17 protein-coding genes are annotated in these 26,827 nt (G+C 49.3%); 8 read left to right on the top strand and 9 right to left on the bottom strand.

All coding sequences use genetic code 11. The annotated features are described in order from the left end of the window. Positions 1 to 60 precede the first annotated feature (60 nt). The 3 genes from NQ565_RS16695 to NQ565_RS16685 are packed head-to-tail and all read right to left on the bottom strand — an operon-like array spanning position 61 to position 6,368. Positions 61 to 2,280 (bottom strand): glycosyl hydrolase family 95 catalytic domain-containing protein, encoded by a 2,220-nt coding sequence (locus tag NQ565_RS16695; RefSeq protein ID WP_005657228.1) that lies wholly within the window; start codon positions 2,278 to 2,280, stop codon positions 61 to 63. 24 nt (positions 2,281 to 2,304) lie between these two features. Then, positions 2,305 to 4,935, bottom strand: coding sequence for a DUF4962 domain-containing protein (locus NQ565_RS16690; RefSeq protein ID WP_040316246.1), 2,631 nt, complete (start codon positions 4,933 to 4,935; stop codon positions 2,305 to 2,307). Between the two features lie 44 nt (positions 4,936 to 4,979). Beyond that, the gene (locus NQ565_RS16685) at positions 4,980 to 6,368 is read right to left on the bottom strand and encodes a sulfatase family protein (protein WP_050759563.1); all 1,389 of its coding nucleotides are present in this window, start codon (positions 6,366 to 6,368) and stop codon (positions 4,980 to 4,982) included. A gap of 381 nt (positions 6,369 to 6,749) precedes the next feature. Between NQ565_RS16685 and NQ565_RS16680 the strand changes: the two genes are divergently transcribed. After that, a complete protein-coding gene (locus tag NQ565_RS16680) occupies positions 6,750 to 8,903 on the top strand; it encodes a DNA topoisomerase 3 (RefSeq protein ID WP_005657222.1) in 2,154 nt (717 codons plus the stop codon). 63 nt (positions 8,904 to 8,966) lie between these two features. Here NQ565_RS16680 and NQ565_RS16675 read toward each other — a convergent pair whose 3' ends face one another. Then, entirely contained in the window at positions 8,967 to 10,319 is a 1,353-nt protein-coding gene (locus tag NQ565_RS16675; protein WP_005657219.1) for a dipeptidase, read from the bottom strand. 52 nt (positions 10,320 to 10,371) lie between these two features. Beyond that, positions 10,372 to 11,448, bottom strand: a complete 1,077-nt coding sequence (aroC, locus tag NQ565_RS16670) for a chorismate synthase (protein WP_005657216.1) — start codon at positions 11,446 to 11,448, stop codon at positions 10,372 to 10,374. Positions 11,449 to 11,817: 369 nt separating this feature from the next. Between aroC and NQ565_RS16665 the strand changes: the two genes are divergently transcribed. Then, a complete protein-coding gene (locus tag NQ565_RS16665) occupies positions 11,818 to 13,644 on the top strand; it encodes a PCMD domain-containing protein (RefSeq protein ID WP_005657213.1) in 1,827 nt (608 codons plus the stop codon). A gap of 490 nt (positions 13,645 to 14,134) precedes the next feature. Here the strand turns inward: NQ565_RS16665 and NQ565_RS16660 are convergent, their stop codons facing one another. Further along, positions 14,135 to 14,920, bottom strand: coding sequence for a porin family protein (locus NQ565_RS16660; protein ID WP_005657211.1), 786 nt, complete (start codon positions 14,918 to 14,920; stop codon positions 14,135 to 14,137). Positions 14,921 to 14,929: 9 nt separating this feature from the next. Next, the gene (locus tag NQ565_RS16655; RefSeq protein ID WP_005657209.1) at positions 14,930 to 16,063 is read right to left on the bottom strand and encodes a PCMD domain-containing protein; all 1,134 of its coding nucleotides are present in this window, start codon (positions 16,061 to 16,063) and stop codon (positions 14,930 to 14,932) included. A gap of 166 nt (positions 16,064 to 16,229) precedes the next feature. Between NQ565_RS16655 and NQ565_RS16650 the strand changes: the two genes are divergently transcribed. Next, positions 16,230 to 17,510, top strand: a complete 1,281-nt coding sequence (locus tag NQ565_RS16650; RefSeq protein ID WP_005657207.1) for an L-cysteine desulfidase family protein — start codon at positions 16,230 to 16,232, stop codon at positions 17,508 to 17,510. Positions 17,511 to 17,659: 149 nt separating this feature from the next. Here the strand turns inward: NQ565_RS16650 and NQ565_RS16645 are convergent, their stop codons facing one another. Continuing rightward, on the bottom strand, positions 17,660 to 18,223 hold the full coding sequence (locus tag NQ565_RS16645; protein WP_005657206.1) for an FKBP-type peptidyl-prolyl cis-trans isomerase: 564 nt from the start codon (positions 18,221 to 18,223) through the stop codon (positions 17,660 to 17,662). Positions 18,224 to 18,719: 496 nt separating this feature from the next. On the opposite strand from NQ565_RS16645, the gene ilvD reads away from it, so the two are divergent. Genes ilvD through ilvC form a run of 5 tightly spaced genes read left to right on the top strand, consistent with a single transcriptional unit; the run spans position 18,720 to position 24,688 of the window. Next, positions 18,720 to 20,522, top strand: coding sequence for a dihydroxy-acid dehydratase (gene ilvD / locus NQ565_RS16640; RefSeq protein WP_040316205.1), 1,803 nt, complete (start codon positions 18,720 to 18,722; stop codon positions 20,520 to 20,522). A 38-nt stretch (positions 20,523 to 20,560) separates the two neighbouring features. Further along, on the top strand, positions 20,561 to 22,255 hold the full coding sequence (gene ilvB, locus NQ565_RS16635) for a biosynthetic-type acetolactate synthase large subunit (protein WP_005657202.1): 1,695 nt from the start codon (positions 20,561 to 20,563) through the stop codon (positions 22,253 to 22,255). Positions 22,256 to 22,282: 27 nt separating this feature from the next. Beyond that, entirely contained in the window at positions 22,283 to 22,846 is a 564-nt protein-coding gene (ilvN, locus tag NQ565_RS16630; protein ID WP_005657201.1) for an acetolactate synthase small subunit, read from the top strand. Further along, positions 22,843 to 23,592: an acyl-[acyl-carrier-protein] thioesterase gene (locus NQ565_RS16625; protein WP_005657199.1), complete on the top strand. Its 750-nt coding sequence runs from the start codon at positions 22,843 to 22,845 to the stop codon at positions 23,590 to 23,592. The genes ilvN and NQ565_RS16625 overlap by 4 nt, the downstream gene beginning before the upstream one ends. A gap of 52 nt (positions 23,593 to 23,644) precedes the next feature. Further along, positions 23,645 to 24,688, top strand: coding sequence for a ketol-acid reductoisomerase (gene ilvC, locus NQ565_RS16620; RefSeq protein ID WP_005657197.1), 1,044 nt, complete (start codon positions 23,645 to 23,647; stop codon positions 24,686 to 24,688). A gap of 189 nt (positions 24,689 to 24,877) precedes the next feature. On the opposite strand, the gene NQ565_RS16615 is transcribed toward ilvC, so the two are convergent. Further along, the gene (locus tag NQ565_RS16615; RefSeq protein ID WP_005657195.1) at positions 24,878 to 26,773 is read right to left on the bottom strand and encodes an AAA domain-containing protein; all 1,896 of its coding nucleotides are present in this window, start codon (positions 26,771 to 26,773) and stop codon (positions 24,878 to 24,880) included. Between the last annotated feature and the right edge of the window lie 54 nt (positions 26,774 to 26,827).

Below are 26,827 nucleotides of genomic sequence, written 5' to 3'. Positions count from 1 at the left end.
TTACGGGTATTTGCGGGGGCTTGTTTACCGATTGTTTTTTATTCCGCCAAAGTCGCCCTTCTACTTCAGTCCGAAATAATTTTCTCCTTCTCCGTCGATAGGACTTATGACGGGAATATTCCCTCCTGCGGCAGTCAGGATTACGCTTTCTCCTTTCTTTAAATCCAATAGGTACTCACCCTCTTTTTGCAGGGTCAATGTGGCATTGCCTGCCTTTACAACCGGATTTGCCATATCGGTGCGTAGGATACACGGTTCTCCGGCAAGGCTTTTGATACGGATGAAGCTTGTCTTTCCGCCTTTCCGCACAGCGGATACGAGGAAAGCGCCTTCGGTTCTCAGGTCCTTGAACTGTACATCTTTCCATTGGGAAGGTACGGCAGGGAACACACGTATCTTTCCGCCCCAGCTTTGCAGCAACATATCGTGTATGCACTGTGCGCCCGACAACGGGGTCTCGATAACCGGTCCGCTTTCCATATACATGGTGTTGGGGCGCAGGGTGCGGGCAAACAGGCCGTTGAGTTTCTCCAGCGCCTTGTCTCCCTCGCCGAATGCCGCATACAGCGAAGAAGCCCCCGTATAAGTATATCCAAGGATATTGCCCGGCAGGCTGTGCCAGTGCTCTACGGATTTTTCCATAAGTTCCTTGCTGCCGTTCTGCTCGGCATTCAACAGGTAGAGCGGATAGAACATCAGCAGGTGCGAGTAGTGGCGGTGCGAGCGGCTGAAAGGTACATCCTTGCCTATCATCATGCCGTTTTCGTCTTGCGGGTAGTCGGTCAGGTATTCTGCAACTTGTTTCCAGCGGGGTATCAGCTCGTCATCGACAGATAGAATCCTGCTTGCCTCGAGCAATGTATTGCATCCCCAGCGCAACAGGGCGATGTCGTAGTTGCAGTCTTCGGCAGTACCGTACTCCGGAGAATAGGTTCTTTTCAAATGAAGCTTGCCCGATTTGTCTTCTGTCAGGAAAGGCAGATAGAAATTGACGGCCCGTCTCAGTGTAGGGTACAGGGTATTCCTCAATATCGATTCGTCCATGCTGAAGCGGTATTGTAGCCAGAGGTTATGGCAAATCCACGTCAGGTTGCCTACCTGGGCTTTCTTTTCGGTTCCGGGAACATTCACCGTTGCTCCCGTCAGGGTAAAGTCGGTGGCTACGGGCAGTGCGGCGGCATCTTTCCGGTAGGGTTCGGGAACGTTGTTTATCAGGTTATCCAGATTGTTTCCTATCGCATCCACCAGCGGCATGCCCAGTTCCAGCCGGTTGGATGGGTATACGGACCAGTAGCTCAGTTGCACATTCAGGTTCCACCAGGCATTGGGCCAGGGAGTCAGCACTTGCCAGGGACCGCTGTTGTCGAGCAGTCCGCCGCCGGTGCGGGTGGCCGATGCCAGCTTGTACATCTGCGCCCAGTAGAAATTCTCCATCTTCTTGTCGGGAAGGTTCACGAAACTTTGCGGATAGTAGTTATGCCACCATTCCCGGTGTACTTTCCGGAGCACGGGCAGGTCGGCTTCCTGCAGGCTTGCCAGTGCCGTTTCCGCCTTTTGCAAAGCCTCTGTTCCGGGAAAGGAATGTGCGTTGCTTACGATAAGCGTGCTTGTATTCTCTTTCCTTATCTCTTTCCAGGCTGTGGCAGTACCGCCGCCGGCAAGCAGGGGCTGCCAGCAGAGGTTCAGCCCATTGCGTGCGGACAGTTGCGGGGCGGGATTGGACACATAGTCTTTTTTGAGGTGGTTCTTGTTACCCTTCCGGATTGCATTCAACTGCCTCGGCGAATCCGTGTTTTCCGGATAGAATTTCCAGGTGAACTCCTTTTCGCCTGCCGTAGCTTCGGCTTCGACCAGAATATAGGGACTCTCGGAAGTGACACAGGCTCTTAGCTTTATCTCTCCCCGGGTGGTACGGATACACCCGGTGGTTTCAGCGTTCCATAAGTCCAGCCTCAGGTCGCCGGATTTTATTTCTCCCACGGGATGCAGGAGAAAATAACCGATAAGCAGCCGGCCTCTTCCATAGATGCTCGCATCGTCTGTGCGGTGGTCGTGTACCATACTGTTGCCTACATCTACCCGTATGGCGTTTTTTCCGGGTTCTTTGCAGATATAGGAACCCATGCTGCCGTTTCCCATGAAGGGGGCTTCGTACCAGGTTTGGGGCAGGCGGGTCCAGGTCATGTCCTGCCGGGACATGAAACTTTTCCAGTCTGTCTGGCTGTAACAGCCGGCTGTCAGGTACCAGATTGCGATTGTGAGCAGTAGCAGTTTCTTCATGTGTCCGTATATGTTTTCTTGCTGTTAGATTTCCAGTTCGGGAACTTCGTCTTTCAACTCGGTCTTTTTGCCGTTATCGTGTATCACGGTTGCACCGTAATCCTTGTAACTGATGCTTGCGTCGCAGTCTTTGCGCGTGTTGCGTACCTCGAAAGAAGGCTTTCCGGCAGTGGATATGTTTGCTTTGATATTCCAGTCACCGATTTGGATACTACCGTCTTTCAGTTTGCGGGGAGCGGCTTGTGCGTTTTCCGCATCATTTTCTTTGGCATGTGTGTACACAATTGTAGCGAAGCGGTACACTTTCTGCTTGTCCGATGTTGCGGTGAAGTGCCAGTGGTTGGGATAGGGTGCGAAGTGCCCCTTTTCATCGGCACGCAGCCAGTTGACGGCAGGTACGAAGAACCGGGAGGTCGTATCCGTCTCCAGCGTTCCGGAGGAGAAGAGATAGGCATCGGACGCACCGTCCTTGCTGGTGGCCCGTATGTGTACGTATTCCCGGGTCTTGTTCACATTCATAGGGTTGGTAACCGTATGTAGCTGGTAGCTCCAGGTCACGGGCTCTTCGGCTTCCAGCTCGTCGTATATAAAGGAATAACCGCTTTTGCCTAAAGTTACGATGTGGCGGCGGAAGATTTTCAGGCTGGTATCGTCCCAACCGTTTTCAGGAGAAAATTCCAGGTTGCTCTGTTTGCCGCGCAGCAACCAGAGCGGCGAGATAACCTTTCCGTAAGCATTGGAAGCATCGCCTGCCACATAGCTGATATTGTCGCTGACATAGTAACGGGGAATCCAGCCGTAACCTTCCGTTCCGATGCGTTGTCCCATGCCGTTCACCAGAATGGTGTTGTGGGCGCGGGTGGCGCGGTGGCAGTAAACGCCGTGTATGTCGGTAAAGCTGGTATGGTGTCCGCTACTGTAAAAGAGCGACTGGCCGTTCCAGAAAGTATTGAAAGCATTCTGGTTGGCTATGGCGTGCGAGGTACTGCCGTAAGGACTGCTGCGGAAGCTGAGCATGGCGCTTTTGCGGGTATCGTCCAGGTTGGTGGAGAACGAGGCCAGTCCGCTCTGCGGGAATACATGTCCCATGGGAAGGTCTTTCAAACCCGGCCCGTCCGGCAAGGGCTTGTCGCATTGCAGGCGGAACCATGCAAGGCCGCCGGCTTTCGAGGTGCTTCCCTGTTCGAGTATGTCGGGCTGGCGGGCGCTGATGTGGCGCACGTAATCTGCGGCAAATGTATTGCCGGTCATACGCGCCAGAGCATCGGCGTAGCCAACACGCGTACCGCTCGGGGTAAGTATCTTCTGGTGCGAGCTGCCGTTGCCGCCCGATTTGGAGAATGGCGGCTGCTGGTAGATGACGTACAGGGCATTTCCCTGATACCAGGGGTCGGAGAAATAGTTGAAGCCGGTGAGGCGGGTATAGAAATAGGGCACTTCCACAAGTGTACGGATGTTGACGTGGAAGTAGGAGTCGCCGTTGTGCCAGGCTCCGTCCTTGTTCAGACCGGGGAAGCGGGCGAGCCACAGGTTATAGCAATAGTCCGTCCACGCATCGGCTTCGGGCAGTTCACCGTAAACGGTAAAGGCTGCCATGGTGAGGATGCGGAAAGTCATCTGCCACACATGGTTGTCGGCGATGTGGTTTTCCAGGCGGTTGATGTCGTGCATGTACATGCTGTTGCCGAATTCCTTTATTTCGTTCAGCAGGAATCTGCGCGTGGCATTGTCCAGAACATCGTACAGTGCGTCGTATGCCATGGAGCAGAGCGAGAGCAGGGTGGCTTCGTTGAAGTCGCCCACTACGTTTTTGTTGTCTCCCCAGGTGGCCATCTCCTTGACGCGCTTCACGGCTTCGTCGGCATAGCGGCGGTCTTTGGTGAGCAGGTAGGCGCGGATAAGTACGTCGGTATTCGCTTCTTCGCTGTCGATGATGCGGCGGCTTTCGCGGGTGAGCATGGCATTTTTCTGCACCTCGTTGGTCAGTCCTTTTGCCAGGTCCGAGTTAATGTCGTTTACCGACTTCATCGGGGTGGCAAGTACTTTGTCGGCACGTTTGAGGTAAGTCTTGCGTTCGGTTTTGCCCTCGCTGCGCTTTATGAAACCGTCCCATTCGTCCCTGTCGAGCCATACGCGGGGGTGGTGGGCAGGCAGGTTCTTAAGTACGGCATCCAGTGCGGGCGGGCAGAACTTCCGGGGATTGTTCTTTACCGTAAATTGCAGCGTATCGCTCCATTCGGTCTTTCCGTCCGTAACATAGCCGTATTGCCAGTACCATGTGCCCGGAGCCAAATCCTGTTTGGGGTTGAAGAACGGCCAGCGCGTATCGGCTTGTACGGTCGCTTTCGGCTTGAATGCCGGAGTTTGCGAGTAGCGCAGGAAGTAGCGTAGCTTGCTTTTGTCTGTTTCTTTTTTGGGGGTGTTCTCTTCCGCACCGTCCAGTCCGCTTCGCAGGATGTTGAGACCTGCCGGCAGCGGCCATTGGAAGGACACGGCACGGTCGCTGATTTCAGCGCCGTCCAGCGGCGAGGGAGTTGCACGCATTTCGTGCATCAGCGTTGTGTCGGTGAGCCTGATGGTGGCTTCTCCGGCCGTTTGCGCCTGTGCAGTGGCTGCAAGACTGAAGAAAATGATGGTGGATACTATTTTGTTCATATACAGCATTATATAAGTTTATTGATTCCTGGTCTGATGGCGGATTAATGTTTGGTTGCTTTTGTGAGCACCTTTCCCGGCACGTCGTGCAATTTGGGACGCGTCGGTCTGATTTTATGGCTATTCATGAATTTCTCAAGAATATCACGATGTTCCTGCGCCACTTTTGTATAGGCGTTCTCCATCATCAGGTTTCTTGTCTCGCCCCGGTCGTTCTGCATGTCGAACAGTTGTTCGCGGTGTCTTCCTTTGTCGTACAATACATATTTGTAGCGTGCGGTGCGTACCATCCAGCCCCGTGTCTTGCTGCCGTCGAATTGTGTTTCGGTAATGACATACTCCTGGTGGGGAGCTTGCGGATTGCCTTCTTCGGCTATTTTGCGGAACGACTTTCCGTCAGCGTCTTCCGTCAGTTTGGCGCCTGCCCAGTCGCAAACGGTAGCGAAGAAGTCTACACCGTTACTGATGAGCTGCGGCAGCTTCGTGCCGGCATGTTTCTTGCCGGGCAGGGTTACGATGAACGGGATGTTTACCACTTCCTCGTACAGGGCCGATTTCTGGTTCCAGTGGTGGGCGCCTATTCCGTCTCCGTGGTCGCTGGAGAAGATAACGACGGTATTTTCCCACAAGTTATTCTTGTCGATGGCATCTACAATCTTGCCGATTTCACGGTCTACTTTCTCTACGAGGCGATAGTATGTGTAGCGGTACATACGCCAGTCTTCGGGGGTGAAAGTGGCGGTGGGGTAGACGTTGAAATTGTTTTCCCTTTCTTTCTCGATGACATCGGCATCGTATGGGTTCTTGGCAAAGTTAGGGGGAAGTCCCGGACAATTGCGTATTTCGGGTATGTCCAGGTTGCCGTAGGGAAGATTCTGGCTGCGTGCATATTCGCAGATATTATGCGGATTGTCATAAGAAGCTACCAGGAAGAAAGGCTTGTTGTGTTTGCGCGAAAGGAATTCCACACATGCTTCTGCCAGTCCGTCATCGCTGTGTTTGTAAATTTGGTCGAATCCTCGCACTTTATCCGGAATATCGAGTTCGGGCACATGCCATTTGCCGCCGTAGGCGCATTCGTATCCAGCATTTTTTACCAGTGTGCCCAGGGTTCGCGTCTGGAGTGATTCTTGTAGCGGAGCACCGTTGACCAACAGTCCTGTTGTGCCTGGGTAGCATCCCGTGAACATGGCGCCGCGTGAAGGGCCGCTGAGCGGTGCGGTACAGTAAGCATTCTGGAACATGATACCGGCGGCAGCCAGTCTGTCCAGATTGGGCGTGTGCAAGTCCGGGTTTCCGGCGCAGCTCATGGCGTTTGCCGTATGCTGGTCGGTAAAGATGTAGATGATGTTGGGACGTTCGGCAGCGTGTGCCATTGATGTACTGAGCAGGGATAGGCAGGCTATGTGCTTCACTGAGATTTGTTTTACCATATTATTAGTTTTATAATTGTTTTTTCGGAGACTGTTCCTCGATTGCTAAATTACGCCTTTTTCCATGTATCTGCGGACTCTAATGTTTTTTTTATGGTACGGAATGTTTATTTGATTGCTAATTTTGTATAGTTCTGTTTTAATTTTGTGCTAAAAGAGGGATACGGAGGCACTGAAACGCAGGGAGGGATGTGAACGCGGAGATGCGGAAAAACAGAGCAGGAGAGGGGACAGGGAGAGGAACAGCCTTACATGAAAAGAGCCGTTTTTAAGACTCTGTGTCTCTGCATCTCTGTGTCTGAAACAAGAACAACTTCCTTCCCCGGCTCGCTTAATCGAATTTTTGCATTATCTTTGCATTGCCTAAAAAAAGAAAAGCGAATGATAGTTTGTATTGCCGAAAAGCCTTCCGTGGCGCGTGACATAGCCGATGTACTCGGAGCGAAAGATAAGAAAGACGGGTACATCGAGGGAAACGGATACCAGGTGACCTGGACGTTCGGGCATCTCTGTACCCTTAAGGAACCGCACGAATACACACCCAACTGGAAGTCGTGGAGCTTGGGCAGCCTGCCTATGGTTCCGCCCCGCTTCGGCATCAAGCTTATCAGCAACCCTACCTACGAACGCCAGTTCCACGTAATCGAGAACCTCATGCAGCATGCCGACATGATTATAAACTGCGGTGATGCCGGACAGGAGGGAGAGTTGATTCAGCGTTGGGTGATGCAGAAAGCCGGTGCGCGTTGTCCGGTGAAGCGTCTGTGGATTTCCTCGCTGACGGAAGAAGCCATCCGCGAAGGGTTTGCCAAACTGAGGGATGCGTCCGATTTCCAGCCGTTGTACGAGGCGGGGCTTTCGCGTGCCATCGGCGACTGGCTGTTGGGCATGAACGCCACCCGCCTGTACACCATGAAGTACGGGCAGAACCGGCAGGTACTTTCCATCGGACGTGTGCAGACGCCTACGCTCGCGCTCATCGTAAACCGACAGCTCGAAATACAGAACTTCGTTCCCAAGCAATACTGGGAACTGAAGACGGTGTATCGCGACACCACCTTCTCCGCCATTCTCCGCAAGAGCGATGAGGAACTGGTGCTGGAAGCGGAAAAACAGAAAGAAGGGGCAACCGCCAAAGCTGCCAAACCCGAAGATAACCGGGGAATAGAACCTATCACAGACCGGGAACGGGGTGAGGCTTTGCTGGAACAGATAAAGAATTCTCTTTTTACCATAACGAACGTTACCCGCAAGAACGGGAAAGAGGCTCCGCCCCGTCTGTTCGACCTGACGTCCCTGCAGGTGGAGTGCAACCGGAAATTCGCTTTCTCTGCCGATGAGACGCTGAAAACCATCCAGTCGCTTTACGAAAAGAAAGTAACGACCTATCCGCGTGTAGATACCACTTTTCTGAGTGACGACATCTATCCCAAATGTCCCGGCATACTGAAGGGGCTGCGCGATTACCAGGCGTTGACTGCTCCGTTGGACGGGGCTACTCTGCCGAAGTCGAAGAAGGTGTTCGACAACTCGAAAGTGACGGACCACCATGCCATCATTCCTACCGGCCAGCCGCCCCAGAACCTGACGGATATGGAGCGCCGCGTATTCGACCTGATTGCACGCCGTTTCATTGCCGTGTTCTATCCGGACTGTCTGTTCGCTACAACCACCGTAATAGGCGAGGTGGAGCAGATAGAGTTTAAGGTTTCGGGCAAGCAGATACTGGAACCCGGCTGGCGTGTGGTATTCGGCACGCCCTCGGCACAGTCGCAGGAGGAAAAAGAGGAGAAGGGCGGCGAAGAAGAGAATGTGCTCCCCGCCTTTGTGGTGGGAGAGAGCGGCCCGCACCTGCCCGACCTGTACGAGAAGTGGACGCAACCGCCGCGTCCGTACACCGAAGCCACCTTGCTGCGCGCCATGGAAACTGCCGGCAAGCTGGTGGACAACGACGAACTGCGCGATGCCTTGAAAGAGAACGGTATCGGCCGTCCTTCCACGCGTGCCGCCATTATCGAGACGCTCTTCAAGCGCAACTATATCCGTAAGGAGAAAAAGAACCTGATAGCTACCCCTACGGGTGTGGAACTGATTCAGATTATCCACGAAGAGTTGTTGAAATCTGCCGAACTGACGGGTATATGGGAAAAGAAGTTGCGTGAAATAGAGAAGCGTACCTATAATGCCGGACAGTTTTTGGAGGAGTTGAAGCAGATGGTATCGGAGATTGTGATGAGTGTACTTTCCGATAACAGCAACCGTCATATCACAATACAGGCTCCCGTGCCGGAAAAGGGTAAGGGAGAAAAAGCCGCTGCCGCATCCGATAAACCGAAGAAAGAACCGAAGAAAAGAGCGCCGCGGAAGTCTGCAACGAAGAAAACGGAGCAGGCAGCCGGTGAGAACCAGCCTGCCGATGCGCTGGTAGGCCAACCTTGCCCACTTTGCGGAAAAGGAACGGTTATTAAAGGAAAAACGGCTTACGGTTGTTCCGAATGGAAAAGCGGTTGTACATTCCGCAAGCCGTTCGAGTAAAGTTATATCCGGTTATAATTCTTTCCGTATTTTCCGGTTGCTGCTCTGAAATCTTTTCAGGTGTCAGTAGTTCAGATGGAATTCAACAACCGCCTCGATTCCTTTGCGCAGTATATCCAACGGAATGTTCTCGTTGGGAGAATGGATGGCGTTGGACTCTAGACCGAATCCCATCAGTATGGTTTTGATGCCCAATACCTGCTCGAATGTGGAGATAATGGGAATACTGCCACCGCGACGTACTGCCAACGGCTTTTTGCCGAAAGCTTTGGCGAAGCCTTTCTCCGCAGCCTGGTATGCCGGGAGCGTGATGGGGCATACGTATCCCTGCCCGCCGTGCATGGGGGTGACTTTTACCTGTACGGTATCGGGGGCGATAGCCATGATGTAATCGGCAAACAGTTGCGAAATCTTGTGATGATCCTGATGCGGAACCAGTCGGCAGGATACTTTGGCGTATGCCTTGGAGGGTAGTACGGTTTTAGAACCTTCGCCCGTATAGCCGCCCCAGATGCCGCATACATCGAAAGACGGACGGCAACTGTTGCGCTCCAGCGTGCTGTATCCTTTTTCACCGAAAAGGGCGTTTACGCCGATAGCCTTTTTGTATTTCTCCTCGTCGAACGGGATGTGCGCTATCATTTCACGTTCCGCCTGCGGCACTTCTTCCACATCGTCGTAGAAGCCGGGAACAGTGATACGTCCGTCGGCATCCGTCACCTTGCTTATCATTCCGCAAAGCACATTGATGGGGTTGGCCACCGCACCGCCGAAATGTCCGGAGTGCAGGTCGCGGTTCGGACCGGTTACTTCTATCTCCCAATAGGCAAGTCCGCGCAGGCCGGTAGTTAGCGAGGGAAGGTCTGCACCCAGCATGCTGGTGTCGGACACGAGGATTACGTCGGCTTTCAGCAGTTCTTTGTGTTCCCGGCAGAAGCCTTCGAGGCTGGGCGAGCCAATCTCTTCCTCTCCTTCAAAGATGAACTTGACGTTATGAGTCAGCAGGTTGTTCTTTACCAGATATTCAAAAGCCTTTACCTGGATGAAGGACTGTCCTTTGTCATCGTCCGCACCGCGCGCCCAGATGTGGCCGTCGCGTACTTCGGGCTCGAAGGGATTGCTTTTCCAGAGTTCCAGCGGTTCGGCGGGCATTACGTCGTAGTGTGCGTATATCAATACGGTTTTGGCTTTCGGGTCTACAATCTTCTGTCCGAATACGATGGGATTGCCAGCCGAAGGCATTACCAGTGCTTCGTCTGCACCGGCGGCGAGCAGCAGTTGCGCCCAGCGTTCGGCACACGCCAGCATGTCGTCGTGGTGTTCGGGTTTGGCACTGATGCTGGGGATACGGATAAGGCTGAACAGCTCTTCCAGCATTCCGGATTCGTTCTCTGCGATATATTTCTTTATTTCCATAATAATAATGTGAAATGATGAGGTGATATCCTATCACTTTATCACCCGTTTGTTATAATTGTGTAGTACGGTCAATCAAGTAGAAATCGAGCAGGGTCATGGCTGCCATGGCTTCCACGATGGGCACGGCGCGGGGCAGTACGCAGGGGTCGTGACGTCCGCGGGCTTTGAGGGTGGTGTCCACGCCGTCCATGTTTACGGTGTGCTGCTCCATGAGTACGGTTGCCACGGGCTTGAAGGCTACGCGGAAGTAGATGTCCTGTCCGTTGCTGATGCCGCCCTGAATGCCGCCGGAGTGGTTGGTATGCGTTTCGATGCGTCCGTTGTTGTTATAGAACACGTCGTTCTGTTCGGAGCCTTTCATCTTCAGTCCTTTGAAGCCTTCGCCGTATTCAAACGCTTTTGCGGCGTTGATACTGAGCATGCCGGCGGCAAGGGCGGATTGGAGTTTGCCGTAAACGGGTTGTCCCAGTCCGATGGGGCATCCTTTGATAACGCAGGTCACCACGCCGCCGATGGTATCGCCTTCGCCCTTTATCTTGAAGATAAGCTCTTCCATTTCTTTGGCTTTCTCCGGGTCGGGGCAACGCACCGGGTTGGTATCAATCAGGTCGAGGTCGTAGGCGGTATAGTTTTCTTCCAGTTTGATGGGACCTACCTGCGAGGTGTATGCGGTGATGCGGATGCCAAGCTGTTTTAAGGCGAGTTTTGCCAATGCGCCTGCCACTACGCGCGAAATGGTTTCGCGTGCCGATGAGCGTCCGCCGCCACGGTGGTCGCGTATTCCGTATTTTACATTATATGTATAGTCGGCGTGCGAGGGGCGGTATACTTCTTTCAGGTTGTTATAGTCGTTGGAGTGTTGGTTCTCGTTCCACACGATGAATCCGATGGGGCATCCGGTGGACTTGCCCTCGAAGATGCCGGAAAGGAATTCCACCTTGTCGGATTCTTTGCGTGAGGTAGTGATGCGTGATTGCCCCGGTCGCCGGCGGTCGAGCTCCGATTGTACGAAGTCCATATCGATGGTGATTCCTGCGGGGAATCCGTCTATTACGCCACCTATGCCTTTACCGTGTGATTCTCCGAAACTGGTAAGGCGGAGAATATTGCCGAATGAGTTGAACATATCAATTGCTTTAAGGGTTTATAATGAGGTTAATGTGCCAGTTTGCCTTGTTATAAAAGGCTTTGACTTTATAAAGGTAACAATTTTTTTTGTAAAACGTTTCAAAAATGACAATAAATCTTTTATTTCCCGACTTTTAGAGAATAAAAATACTGTTTGAAACCGTATCTTTTTGCGGAAATATGTAAGAGTATTTAATAATGTAAAGAATGCTTATAATTCTTCCTATATGAAAAAAAGGACATCTATTTTTTATTAAAGACCTTGTTTAAAGGCTTTAAAAACTGTTATTTTGCACCCTCGATATAAAAGAGAATATTAACTAACCCTTAACTATGTAGGGATTTTATTAACTAAACAAGTATTTGTATGAAGAAAAATTTGTTTTATTTATTCGCATTGATTTGTTCAATGAGTTTATTTACCGCTTGTAGCGATGACGATGAGGCGCCGGGCAATTCTGGAGTAGTTGGAGAGGTTGTCGGTGACTACAAGGGCTTGATGGATGTTTACTATGAACCAAATGTGGAAATAGCCAAAGGCATGCAGCAAAAGATAACTATCAAGAAGTCTTCCGACACTTCAATCGGTTTGGAATTGAAGAACTTTGTAATAACGGTTGGCGGTGCTCCGATTACTATTGGGGATTTAGCTATTGATAATTGTCCTTTGAAAGTTGAGGGGGATAAATATTCATTTACCGGTAACGCAGATTTAGATTTGGTTGTCGGTAAATGTGCGGTCTCTGTGGAAGGAGCTATCAATGGTGAAGATATTGAATTGATAATTAAAGTGAATGTGAATAATGACCTAATGAAAGTTCGTGTAGAATATAAAGGTAAAAAAATGACAGGGAACGAAAGTTCGGAAGCTTTGATTAAGGAGTTCAAATTCGATAGCGATATTATTGCGGAGCAACCTGTAATCAATGAAGATAAAACTATCACTTTTAAAGTGGCTGAAACCGCAACAGATGATGATTTGAAAGCATTGAAGCCGATAATTACAATTTCTGAAAATGCAACGGTTACTCCGGAATCGGGTGTGACGCAAGACTTCTCCGGAAATAAGGTAGTGATTTATAAGGTTACTTCTGAGGATGGTACAACAGTGACGGAGTATAAGGTTTCTGCTCGAAAGAGTTCGGATGCTTTGATTACAAGTTTTGTTTTCGAGAATAATCCTATTGTTGCAGAACAACCAGTAATCAATGAAGACAATACGATTACTTTTAAGGTGAAAGCCTCTGCTACTGCTGATGATTTAAAGGCTTTAGTGCCTACAATTACTTATTCTCATAAAGCAACGATAGCTCCTGAGTCTGGTGTGGCACAGGATTTTTCTGATAATAAAAAGGTGATTTATACGGTTACTTCTGAAGATGGTACGGTTATAAAGGAGTATCAAGTTTTTATTTCAGGTACTGAAGATGTGTATGATTTTGAAAAGTGGCTTCCTGGAGTAGAAGGACAAGAACCTGAAAATACTTTCTATGAAGCGGAGGGATGGGCAAGTAGTAATACCGGAGCACATTTCTTGAAAGGGTTCAATCTTACTGATAGTTATGTCATAATGCAAACAGATGATTCTCATTCGGGAACTGCTGCAGCAAAAATTCAGTCTATTGATACAAAAGGACAAGATCTGGGTATAGCAAAAGCTCCTAAAGTGACTACAGGTTCTTTATTTCTAGGAAAATTTAAGACTGATATATTTAATACCTTAAATAGCACTAAATTTGGTATCCCCTGCAAAGAAAAACCTATTTCTTTGCGAGGATGGTATAAATATACTCCTGGTGATGTATATTATATTGTAAATACCAAACCATATAAAGAACATTGCCATGAAGCTGTAGTAGACGAAACTAAAGTTGATGAATTTATGATTAGCGTAGTTTTATATGAAACAACTGCTTATGATGAAATAGGCTGGTCTGATTGTCTAACCGGTACAGATGAAGAGGAAAAGAATATTTATACTTCAAGCCGTATTGCTGCTATTGGACAATTGATTGGTGGTGCTCAAACTGATTGGAAAAAGTTTGAGTTACCTTTGGAATGGAAAAAGCAGTATGATACCAATAAAAAATATCGTATGACTATTGCTTGTTCTTCAAGTAAGGATGGTGATAAGTTTTGGGGTGCTCCGGGTAGTACATTGATTGTTGATGATTTTGAATTGATAAAAGAGTAATTAGATCCTTTCGGTTAAAGTAATTGATATTAAATATAAAGGATACTTCTGTGAAGAAGTATCCTTTATATTTAATATGTGTCGTCCTAAGCGAAGTTGATTGATTATTATTAAAATCCTATATAGGGTTGTCTATCTAATTTCCATAAGCTATTGGATTGTTTGGGAGTTGTAAAGGGCTACTTGAGAGTTGTAAAGGTCAACTTTAGCATCATAAAGTTCTACTTGAGAGGATACAGTATGTTATGTATAATATAAGTACCAAACATTGGTACTCCAAATACCACGTAGCGGTATCTCATGTACCAAGCATTGGTATTTTAACTACCAAGTGTTGATACTAACGGAATACCCTCGTATAAAATGAAAAAGTGACGACCAAAAATCGGTCGTCACTGTATATAAGCTTGTCGTCACCAGATAACACCTTCGTCCTTAATGCATTAAGACGAAAAGTGACGAGTGACGACAAAAAACGAAAAAATCTTGTTTAGAATGCATACCCAAATCCTAAGTTCAGATAGATAGGATACATATTAAACGTTATCGTATCGAAGTCTTTCTGGAAGATATTGTTTAATCCCCACGTTACATCGGCATGCACGGTGAGATGCTTGAACGCTTTCCATTCGCCCCCAAATTGGATACCCCACTGGAACTTACGCAACTCGTTGGAGAAATCGTAAGTTGCGATGCTTTCACCGGTAAACTCCACTTTGGAACCGGTCTGGTCGGGTGTGCGCAAGTGACCCTCGTACACGTGTCCGGAGAAGTTGCCTTCCAGCAGATAGGAGAAGTACGGACCTGCCGATACTATCCAGCGCTTGCTGATGCGGTAGTCGGCAAGGATGGGAATGGTGAGATAGGAGTTTTTCACTTTGGTTTTGACTCCACCCGTCCAAAGACCTGCCAGCTCTCCGCCGTTGGTATTGATGATTTTCATACCGTAGTTCTTTACGGTGGCTTCGGTAGTCATGTTCTTGTTCTCCAACCGCAGTCCCAGGGTAAGTCCCCACTTTTTCTTTTCGTCGAACCACTTGGTGGCATTACCTTCGATGGCAATGGCGATTCCCGGTGCGTAGCTGTCTATCTTGCGTATCTCCTTGGGCAGGGGAATGGGAGATGTACCGCCGATATTGAATCCGGCTTTAATGTTGTATTCCCAACCGTGCAGATAGGAGTTGATAAGACTTTTGTTTCTCTCTTCTTGTGCCTGTACGTTGGCTACCATTGCCAGCAGTACGGCTATCGTGCAAATAAAATGATGCTTTTTCATATTCTATAATCAGATTTCTTCGCTTATAAGTTCTAATTCGTCTACGTATAATGTGCTGCCGACTGCCCCTTTGAAGTACGCACCTTCCACGCTGGAGGAGAGGACGATGCTTAATTTGTACTTTCCGTTTTGCAGTTTCGACTTGTTTATCTCTTTACCGTTCATAGGTTCGAAAGGTAACTCGAATGCTGTCCATTCGTCGGTTTCTACAGCAGCCGCTTCACTGATTTGGGCTTTGGCTACAATGTTTTCGGAAGTCAGGCTGTTGCTGCCGTCCAGCATAAAGGAGTTCTCGTTTGCTTCGTACAGTATGGCGTAAATGTCGAAACGGTCTTTCATGTCTTTCTGTACTTCGCCTTCATCGGTATAAACTTCTCCTGCCTTGAATTTGAAGTAACCCTTCAACGCTATGGGGCGTTTGTAATACTGTATGCCGAACTTGGTGGCACGCAGAGGATCTTTCAGTGCGTTTGCCAGGTCGAAGGAACCGATAAACAGGTTTCCGGCGGCAATATACATTTGCACCATGGCTCCGAAACTTCCGGTGTCGCAAGTGGTCAGTTTCAGTCCGTTGCCGCGGTAGCCGTCGGCAACCTGCTGCGTAGGATAGCCGGTGCGGTTGTCTGTCATGCCTGTAAGTTTGTAGCCGGGGTTGCCGCTGGACCATTGCGCTACGCGTGAAACACTGGTTGAAGTTCCGGGTTCGAATTCGTAGAAAATGTCGTATTCGGTACCGGCAGAGGGGAGCAGGTCTTCGAAATGGAATGTTTCCGGCATTTCGGCAGGTACTACTTTTACGGTATAGGTAGCGGTCCATTCGCCGTCTTCGGAAGTGACGGTGAAGGTGCGGGAGTGAGACTCGTTGCTGAAATCGTAATTGTTAAGGATGTCATTCGGTGAATGTTCGTCTGCCTTGATGGTAGCACCGTCGGGCAGCGTAAACAGCAGTTGCTGTTTGGCAAGGTTTGCCCCTTTATGTACATATATGTTTATTTCTTTAGAGTCACTGTTGATGTGAGCCAATTGTACATCCGCGCCTGTACAGGCGTCAATGGCTGCTTCGGAGTTGAGCGCTTCGTCTTGTATGCAGGACGAAACGGCTAAGGCAAGCATGAGAGCAGTAGTCCACTTCTTAAAATTCATATCCTTCTTTTTTGAATGTTGATAAATAAATACAGTTTAGCAGTTTGCAAAAATACGCTATTATTTTGTAATAACAGATACAAGAAGAAAAAAGTGCGGTAAACTCTGGTATTTATTTGTTATTCCGTATATCTTTGTATAAAGATTGAATAAAAATATATATGGTATGACTGAAGCCGAAAGAAAACAAATAATTGCTTTGGTACAGCGCGAAGTAGTTCCTGCCATTGGCTGTACGGAACCCATTGCTGTTGCCTTATGTGTGGCGAAAGCAACCGAAACCTTGGGTGCAAAGCCGGAGAAAATAGATGTCTTGTTGAGTGCCAATATCCTGAAGAACGCAATGGGAGTGGGCATTCCCGGCACAGGTATGATTGGACTGCCCATAGCTATAGCCCTGGGAGCGCTGATAGGCAAGTCGGAGTATCAGTTGGAAGTGCTGAAAGACAGCAATCCTGCCGCCGTAGAAGAGGGAAAACGCTTTATCGGCGAAAAACGCATTGATATATCGCTGAAAAAGAATATCACGGAAAAGCTTTATATCGAGGTGTGCTGCAAATCAGGCGGGAATAAAGCCACTGCCATTATAGCCGGCGGCCATACCACCTTTATATATATAGCCCGTAACGGCGATGTCCTTTTAAACAAGCAAAGTGCGGGTTGCGGAGAAGAGGAGGCGCAAGTCGCAGGCCTGACCTTGCGGAAGGTATATGACTTTGCCATGAATGCCCCGCTGGACGAAATCCGTTTTATCCTTGAAACCGCCCGTTTGAATAAAGCCGCCGCCGAACGTTCTTTCGACGGGAACTACGGTCATGGACTGGGCAGAATGTTACGTGGCAATTATGAACACAAGATTTTGGGCGACAGCGTATTCTCCCATATCCTTTCTTATACGTCCGGTGCATGCGATGCCCGTATGGCAGGTGCTATGATACCGGTAATGAGTAATTCGGGCAGTGGAAACCAGGGTATTTCCGCTACATTGCCCGTGCTGGTCTATGCCGAGGAGAATGGCAAATCGGAAGAAGAGTTGATCCGTGCCCTCATGCTCAGCCATCTGACCGTGATTTATATCAAGCAAAGTCTGGGACGTCTGTCTGCCCTGTGCGGTTGCGTAGTAGCCGCCACCGGCTCCAGTTGCGGCATTACCTGGCTCATGGGCGGTACTTACGAACAAGTATCCTTTGCCGTTCAGAACATGATTGCCAACCTTACCGGAATGATTTGCGACGGCGCCAAACCCAGTTGCGCCTTGAAAGTAACTACCGGCGTCTCTACCGCCGTCCTCTCCGCCATCATGGCAATGGAAAACCGTTGCGTTACTTCCGTTGAAGGAATTATTGATGAAGATGTAGACCAAAGTATCCGAAACCTCACGAAGATAGGCTCCAAAGGAATGAATGAAACCGACAAAGTTGTCCTGGAAATAATGACAAGTAAGTGATTAGGGGTTAGCGATTAGTGATTAAGGGGGAATGATTAGTGATTAATGGTTAGCGATTAATCGCAGCATTATGAATATGTGCCATTGATAAACCAAATCACCACCTCTTAATCACTAACCACTAATCGCTAACCCTTAATCACTAACCGTTAACTACAGCATTCGCTGCTACAGTCTCCGCAGTTGCATCCGCCACCGCATCCGCCGCTGCATCCGCCGCCGCTCATCATGCGTGCCATTTCCGACAGTTCGTCGTTGGTGGCAGGACGGTTTTCAGTGATTTCACCTACGAAGTTCAGGTCGCAGCCTGCCAGGGGGTGATTCATGTCCATTACTACTACATCGTCCTTTACTTCGACTACGCTTCCGTTGATACGTTGGCCTTCCGAGGTCATCAAGGGGATTACGGCGCCTTCTACTACGCGTTCGCTGTCGAACTTGCCTTCTATCTCGAAGATGTTTTTGGGGAGGTCGATGACATGCTCCTCGTCATACTCGCCGTAAGCCTCTTCGGCTTTGATTGTAAAGTCGAATTTATCGCCTTTGTTCAGGTCTTTCACCTGGTTTTCGAAAGATTCCAATGTGAGGCCCAGTCCCGATATGAATTGGAACGGGTGCTCTGCGGGAGCTTCTTCTGTGAACTCTTTTTCTCCGTTTTCGATTGTGTACAACTTATATGCTAAGGTGATGTACTTGTTTTCTACTGTTTCCATTAATTTGTTATTTCTTTATTAGTAAATACTGCATTGTCTGTTTTGACAATGCGCAAAGATACGAATATTTTGCTTCGGGAGAGGAAGCGTCCCGGTAATTTTCAGATTATTAAGTGCTTTGTAAGTGTTTGGCATTACTTCTGCAAAGTATCCGAATCGTTTTATGGATAACCGTCAAGTGATAAAATAAGATTTTAAAGCACGGTTTCCTTACGATTATTCATGTTTATATCTTTTTTTTCTTCAATTTGTTTGGAGATTATAAAAAAGCATTTACCTTTGCAGCATAAATAACGGATAAGAGAATAATAAAGATAATTTAGTTATGAACCTGCATACATCCATAAACCTGGCAGTCCTGCATATTATTCGCGTCGTGGTGGTGGCATCAAGAGCGTGAGAAAGGTTGTGTATGTATTTGTACGGTAAAGATATTTATAGTAAGCCTTTCTCATTACGGTGAGAAAGGCTTTTTTCATAAAAGGAGACAGATAAGATGAAACATCAGTTACGCAGTTCGTTCAGCACACAAGGCCGCCGTATGGCAGGTGCCCGCGCGTTGTGGACGGCCAACGGCATGAAGAATGAACAGATGGGAAAGCCCATAATCGCGATAGTCAACTCTTTTACCCAGTTTGTGCCGGGACATGTGCATCTGCACGAGATAGGTCAGTTTGTAAAGGAAGAGATAGAAAAGCAAGGCTGCTTTGCCGCCGAATTCAATACGATTGCCATTGACGACGGCATTGCGATGGGGCATGACGGTATGCTGTACTCGTTGCCCTCGCGCGACATCATAGCCGACAGCGTGGAGTATATGGTAAATGCGCATAAGGCGGATGCCATGGTGTGCATCAGCAATTGCGACAAGATTACTCCGGGTATGCTTATGGCTGCGATGAGGCTGAACATCCCTACGGTGTTCGTTTCCGGCGGTCCTATGGAAGCCGGGGAGTGGAACGGACAGCATCTCGACTTGATTGATGCAATGATTAAGTCGGCCGACAACAGCGTGAGCGATGCGGATGTTGCCAAGATTGAACAGCATGCCTGTCCCACCTGCGGATGCTGTTCGGGTATGTTTACCGCCAATTCCATGAACTGCCTGAACGAAGCTATCGGACTGGCTCTTCCGGGTAACGGTACGATTGTGGCTACCCATGCAAACCGCAAGCAACTGTTTAAGGACGCTGCCAGGCTGATTGTTGAAAACGCTTATAAGTATTATGAGGAAGGAGACGAAAGTGTGCTCCCCCGCAGCATTGCCACCCGCGAGGCGTTCCTGAATGCGATGACGCTGGATATTGCAATGGGCGGTTCTACCAATACGGTGCTTCACCTGCTGGCGGTGGCCCATGAAGCCGGAGCGGACTTCACGATGGACGACATAGATATGCTGTCGCGCAAAACGCCCTGCCTGTGTAAAGTTGCTCCCAATACCCAAAAATATCATGTACAGGATGTAAACCGTGCCGGCGGCATCGTTGCCATTATGGGCGAACTTGCCAAAGGCGGATTGGTGGACACGGCCGTACGCCGCGTAGACGGAATGACGCTGGCCGAGGAGATAGACAGGTATTGCATCACCGGCCCGAACGTCTGTGAGGAGGCGGTCAGGAAATATTCCAGTGCCGCTGCCGGAAAGTTTAATCTGGCACTCGGTTCGCAGGATACTTATTATAAGGAATTGGACACCGACCGTGCCGAAGGTTGTATCCGCGACCTGCAGCATGCTTACAGCAAGGACGGCGGACTGGCTGTACTGAAAGGAAATATAGCGCAGGACGGCTGCGTGGTAAAAACGGCGGGAGTGGATGAAAGCATCTGGAAGTTTACCGGTCCTGCCAAAGTATTCGATTCGCAGGAAGCAGCGTGCGACGGTATTCTGGGTGGAAAGGTTGTCAGCGGCGATGTCGTTGTCATTACCCACGAGGGTCCGAAAGGCGGTCCGGGCATGCAGGAAATGCTTTATCCCACTTCGTATATCAAATCCCGTCATTTGGGCAAGGAGTGTGCGCTGATTACCGACGGACGCTTCAGTGGCGGCACTTCCGGACTGAGCATCGGACATATCTCTCCCGAAGCTGCTGCCGGAGGCAATATCGGTAAGATTCAGGACGGTGACATCATCGAAATAGATATACCGAACCGCTCTATCAATGTGAAACTGACGGATGAGGAGCTGGCTGCCCGTCCCATGACGCCGGTAACCCGCGACCGCCAGGTGTCGAAAGCATTGAAAGCGTATGCAAGTATGGTAAGCTCGGCTGATAAAGGGGCTGTGAGACTGATAGAATAATTGGGAATTCCGTACCCGAAAAACAATAATAAATAGATATGGAAAACTTAATAACAGGCGCAGAAGCATTGATGCGCTCTCTGGAGCATCAGGGAGTAAAGACCATTTTCGGTTATCCGGGTGGCAGCATCATGCCGGTATTCGATGCCTTGTACGATCACCGGAAGAATTTGAATCACATCCTGGTTCGCCACGAACAGGGGGCTACTCATGCCGCACAAGGCTTTGCACGTGTGTCGGGCGAGGTCGGCGTATGTCTGGTTACCAGCGGTCCGGGTGCTACGAATACCATTACAGGTATTGCAGATGCCATGATAGACAGCACGCCGGTTGTTGTCATTGCCGGACAGGTGGCTACGGGATTTCTCGGAACGGATGCCTTTCAGGAAGTGGATTTGGTAGGCATTACGCAGCCTATCACGAAGTGGAGTTACCAGATTCGCCGTGCGGAAGATGTGGCATGGGCGGTGGCACGCGCTTTCTATATCGCACGGAGCGGACGTCCCGGTCCGGTGGTGCTGGATTTTGCCAAGAATGCCCAGGTGGATAAGACGGAATACACGCCTGTCGAAGTGGATTATGTACGCAGTTATCTGCCTGTGCCCGAAATGGAACCGGAAGCCATACAACAAGCCGCCGAACTGATAAATGCGGCGGAGCGTCCGTTGGTATTGGTGGGGCAGGGCGTGGAACTCGGCAATGCGCAGAACGAATTGCGTGCTTTCATCGAAAAGGCGGATATGCCTGCGGGATGTACGCTGCTGGGGCTTTCCGCATTGCCCACGGCTCATCCTCTGAACAAAGGCATGCTGGGCATGCACGGCAATCTGGGACCGAATATCAATACCAATAAATGCGATGTGCTGATTGCAGTGGGTATGCGCTTTGACGACCGTGTTACGGGCAAACTGGCTACGTATGCGTCGCAGGCAAAAATAATCCACTTCGACATCGACCCGGCGGAGATAGACAAGAACGTAAAGACGGATGTAGCCGTATTGGGCAACTGTAAGGAGACTCTTGCCGCAGTAACCGAATTGCTGAAACCTGCCGGACATAAAGAGTGGCTGGACAGCTTCCTGCCCTACGAGCAGATGGAAGAGGAGAAGGTTATCCGTCCCGAACTGCATCCGGCAGGAGATAAGTTGAGTATGGGCGAAGTGGTGCGTGCCGTCAGCGAGGCTACGGACAATGAGGCTGTTTTGGTGACGGATGTAGGTCAGAACCAGATGATGTCCGCCCGTTACTTTAAGTATAGCAAGGAACGCAGCATCGTCACTTCCGGCGGCTTGGGCACAATGGGATTCGGTCTTCCTGCCGCTATCGGCGCTACTTTCGGTCGCCCCGACCGCACGGTTTGCGTCTTTATGGGTGACGGCGGTTTGCAGATGAACCTGCAGGAGCTGGGTACGGTAATGGAACAGAAAGCGCCCGTCAAGATGATTTTGCTGAACAATAACTTCCTCGGTAATGTTCGTCAATGGCAGGCCATGTTCTTCAACCGCCGCTATTCGTTCACTCCGATGATGAATCCCGACTATATGAAGATTGCTTCCGCCTACGAAATTCCGGCACGTCGGGTATTTACCCGCGAGGAATTGGCGAAAGCCATCGGTGAGATGATTGCAACAGACGGCCCGTTCCTGCTGGAAGCTTGCGTAGAGGAGGAAGGAAATGTGATGCCGATGACACCGCCGGGCGGCTCGGTGAACCAGATGTTGCTGGAATGTTAGAGAATTATGAATTATAATTAAACCAACGTGGACAAGACATTATATACAATCATCGTTCATTCGGAAAACTTTGCAGGTTTGCTGAATCAGGTAACGGCTGTATTTACCCGCCGGCAAATCAATATCGAGAGTTTGAACGTTTCGGCATCCTCTATCAAGGGGGTACATAAATATACCATTACAGCCTGGACGGATAAGGATACTATCGAAAAGGTGACGAAGCAAATCACCAAAAAAATAGATGTGCTGCAGGCGCACTATTTCACGGACGATGAAATCTACCAGCATGAGATTGCGCTGTATAAGATAACGACCCCCATACTGGAAGAGAAACCGGAAGTGTCCAAAATCATCCGTAAATACAACGCGCGTATCGTGGAGGTGAATTCCGTGTTCTCCATTGTAGAAAAGAACGGCATGAGCGAGGAGATAACCAACCTCTATGAAGAGCTGAGTGCTTTGGAGTGCGTACTCCAATTTGTACGTTCCGGCCGCGTGGCCATCACGACAAGCTGTTTTGAACGCGTAAACGAATATCTGGCGGACCGTGAAGCAAAATACCGCCGGAGTAAAGAACAAGAAGGACTATGAGTGAGAATAATAAGATAGGAACTTATAAATTTGTAGCCGAACCGTTCCATGTGGACTTTACCGGCCGCCTGACAATGGGTGTGCTTGGCAACCATCTGCTGAACTGTGCAGGGTTTCATGCCACGGAACGCGGTTTCGGTATTGCTACCTTGAATGAGGACAATTATACGTGGGTGCTTTCCCGCCTGGCTGTCGAGTTGGATGAAATGCCGTATCAATACGAGGATTTTTCTATCCGGACGTGGGTGGAAAACGTGTACCGTCTCTTCACCGACCGTAACTTTGCCATTATCGACAAAGACGGAAAGAAGATAGGGTATGCCCGTTCCGTATGGGCGATGATTAGCCTCAATACCCGTAAACCCGCCGACCTGCTGGCTTTGCATGGCGGCAGTATCGTGGATTATGTGTGCGACGAGCCTTGCCCCATCGAGAAGCCATCGCGTATAAAAGTGACTTCTACGGAACCGGCTTCTTCCCTGAATGCCAAATATAGCGATATTGATATTAACGGACATGTGAACAGCATTCGCTATATCGAGCATATTCTTGATTTGTTTCCGATAGAGTTGTATAAGGAGAGCCGCATCCGCCGTTTCGAAATGGCATATGTGGCGGAGAGCTATTACGGTGACGAGCTTACCTTTTATAAGGACTATGTAGGAAACGGCACGTATGATATAGAAGTAAGAAAGAATGGCGGCGAAGCGGTTTGCCGTTCTAAAGTGATATTTGTAGAGAAATAATTTATTAATCAATCGGTTGGCATAAGCCACAAATAAAAATTAAAACTAAAAAATGGCACAATTGAATTTTGGCGGTGTTATTGAAAATGTAATGACCCGCGAAGAGTTTCCTTTGGAAAAGGCACGTGAGATTTTAAAGGATGAGACAATCGCAGTTATCGGTTACGGTGTACAGGGTCCCGGTCAGGCTTGCAACCTGCGCGACAATGGCTTCAACGTTATCGTAGGCCAGCGTCAGGGTAAGACTTATGAGAAAGCGGTTGCAGACGGATGGGTTCCGGGCGAGACGTTGTTCAGCATCGAGGATGCTTGCCAGAAAGGTACTATCGTTATGTGTCTGTTGTCGGATGCGGCTGTAATGTCCGTATGGCCTACTATCAAGCCGTTCTTGACTCCTGGAAAGGCTCTTTACTTCTCTCACGGTTTCGCTATTACCTGGAGCGACCGTACGGGTGTGGTTCCTCCCACGGATATTGATGTTATTATGGTTGCCCCCAAAGGTTCGGGTACGTCACTGCGTACAATGTTCCTCGAAGGCCGTGGCTTGAACTCTTCTTACGCTATCTATCAGGATGCTACGGGCAAGGCTTTGGACAGAACGCTTGCATTGGGTATCGGCATCGGTTCCGGTTATCTGTTTGAAACTACTTTCATCCGTGAAGCAACTTCCGACCTGACCGGTGAACGCGGTTCTTTGATGGGTGCTATCCAGGGATTGCTGTTGGCTCAGTACGAGGTGTTGCGTGAAAACGGCCATACTCCGTCGGAAGCGTTCAACGAAACGGTTGAAGAGCTGACCCAGTCATTGATGCCGTTGTTTGCAAAGAACGGTATGGACTGGATGTATGCCAACTGTTCCACTACTGCCCAACGCGGGGCACTCGACTGGATGGGCCCGTTCCACGATGCTATCAAGCCGGTTGTACAGAAACTGTATCAGAGCGTGAAGTCCGGTAACGAAGCCCAGATTTCCATCGACAGCAATTCCAAACCCGACTATCGCGAGAAACTGAACGAAGAGCTGAAAGCATTGCGTGAAAGCGAAATGTGGCAGACAGCCGTAATGGTTCGCAAACTCCGTCCGGAAAACAACTGATTCCCGGTGTAAATCGGAGAATGACAAAAGGGGGTGTGTCAAAATACGCTTGATGATTCCTTTTAGGCACGGAATTACACGGATTTCACGGAAGAAGATCTAAAGAAAACCTGTGTTTTTCCGTGTAATCCGTGCCTGAAAAGAAACAAATGGCAAGCGAATTTTAGTTTTGACATACCCTCTTTTCCATTACTTATCATTAATTGTCCTTACATATTCAAGCAGTTTCTTGTAGAAAGCATGGTGGCTTAGCGTAGCCGCTTCTCCCAGGATAACCAATTTCATGCGTGCCCTTGTTATCGCCACATTCATTCTGCGTAAATCGTTCAGAAAGCCGATCTGTCCTTCTTCATTGGCACGTACCAGACTGATAAAGATTACATCACGTTCCTGTCCCTGAAATCCGTCGACGGTATTGACTGTTATCAGACTGCGGTAGGGACGTAGCGAAGCGCTGCCTTTTATTTTTCCCCGCAAGTATTGCACTTGTGCCTTGTAAGGTGAGATGAGTCCGAAGTCGATACGTTCTTCGAGAATCCGGTTTCCGCCTATCCGTTGGATGTACGCTTCCAGCTCTTTCAGCAATAAGCCTGCTTCCTCTTTGTTGATACGCCCGAAGGTTTCTCCGACAAATTCTTCCTTGAAATCCATTTCGGATGTGTCGAGCCATGTAACGGGAGTATCCCAATCCAATATTCCCCGGTGACGTATTTCGGGAGCAGCTTCCAGCTCTCCGCCATAGAACCAGTCTGATGAGAAGCGCATGATGTCTTCGTGCATGCGGTATTGTACTTTCAATAAAGATACGGCAGACGGCTTGCCGGCTACGACTTTTTCCATTAAAGTCCGTTCCAGCCCGCCACGTGCGGCTTCGTAACATTTGATGGTAGGCGGAAGCTGGCAATGGTCTCCTGCCAATACTACACGGTCTGCTTTACGGATGGCTATCCAGCAGGCAGCTTCCAGGGCTTGGGCGGCTTCGTCGATAAACAGTGTGCCGAAACGGCGTCCATTTAAAAGGCGGTGATTGCTGCTTACAAGTGTGGAGGCTATGACGTGGGCGCTGTCGAACAACTCACTATTGATTTGTATTTCCAATGTGGTGGCACGGTCACGCAGACGGCTCATACGGTTGCGTATCCCTTCGCGTTCATCGTAACTGCCGCGGCGGGATTTACCGCCCAGTAGCCTCAGTTCTTTACGGATACTCCATAATTCGGGATAAAGCGGATGATTTTCGAAACGGCGTTCATAAGTGAAAGAGAGCATTTTGTCGTTGACGCGTGTGGGGTTGCCGATTCGTAGCACATTCACGCCTCTGTCCACCAGCTTTTCGGAAATCCAGTCGACAGCCATATTGCTTTGGGCGCATACCAATACTTGGGGTTCGCGGTGCAGGGTTTCGTAGATGGCTTCTACAAGCGTGGTGGTTTTGCCTGTTCCCGGAGGCCCGTGTACAATGGCTACATCGCGGGCGCATAGCACTTTATTGACGGCGCTCTCCTGAGTGGAGTTCAACCAGGGGAAGCGTACTGGATAAAGCTCACGGAAACCGGTTTTGACCGTACCCAACAGGATATCCCGCAATTCGGCAAGCCGGTTGCCTTTTGCACGCAGGACATCTTCCAGTGCCTCGAACATCGTGCGGTAAGAAGTTTCGTCGAAATAAAGCTGGACTCCGAGATTATCTGCGGATTGTATATCCATAATAGCTCCGGCACCGGGCATAATCACTACCATGCGTGCTTCGTCAGCATAACTGACGGTGGCTGTAAAATTGAAGTAAGTGATTTTACCGTCGGTAGATTGACGGAAGAAACAGACAGGGCGTCCGAACTCAAAGTTATGTTCTATATCGAGGTTCTCGGTATGTGTGATTTCTATTACTAATTGATTCAACGAGTTATAGTAACTTCGACCCGGTGAGGCAGGATACCAGCAAACTCCCCGCTTGACTTTTCGGGCGACGCCCATGTTCTCTGTTTGTCGCTTGAATTCTTCTTTTTCGTATTCATATTCCATACGCAACAGAAGCTGTTGTCGTTGGAGGTGTATAATAGGACTGTTTGTATCTTGTTCTTTCATACCTGCAAAGGTAATAAATCTCAGCCTTTAGGGGAAGAAATGCTTTATTTTGTT

Source organism: Bacteroides stercoris ATCC 43183 (assembly GCF_025147325.1).
GTDB classification, from domain to species: domain Bacteria; phylum Bacteroidota; class Bacteroidia; order Bacteroidales; family Bacteroidaceae; genus Bacteroides; species Bacteroides stercoris.
Note: the sequence above shows the minus strand (reverse complement) of the source record. Positions and strands in the feature narration are given on the sequence as shown.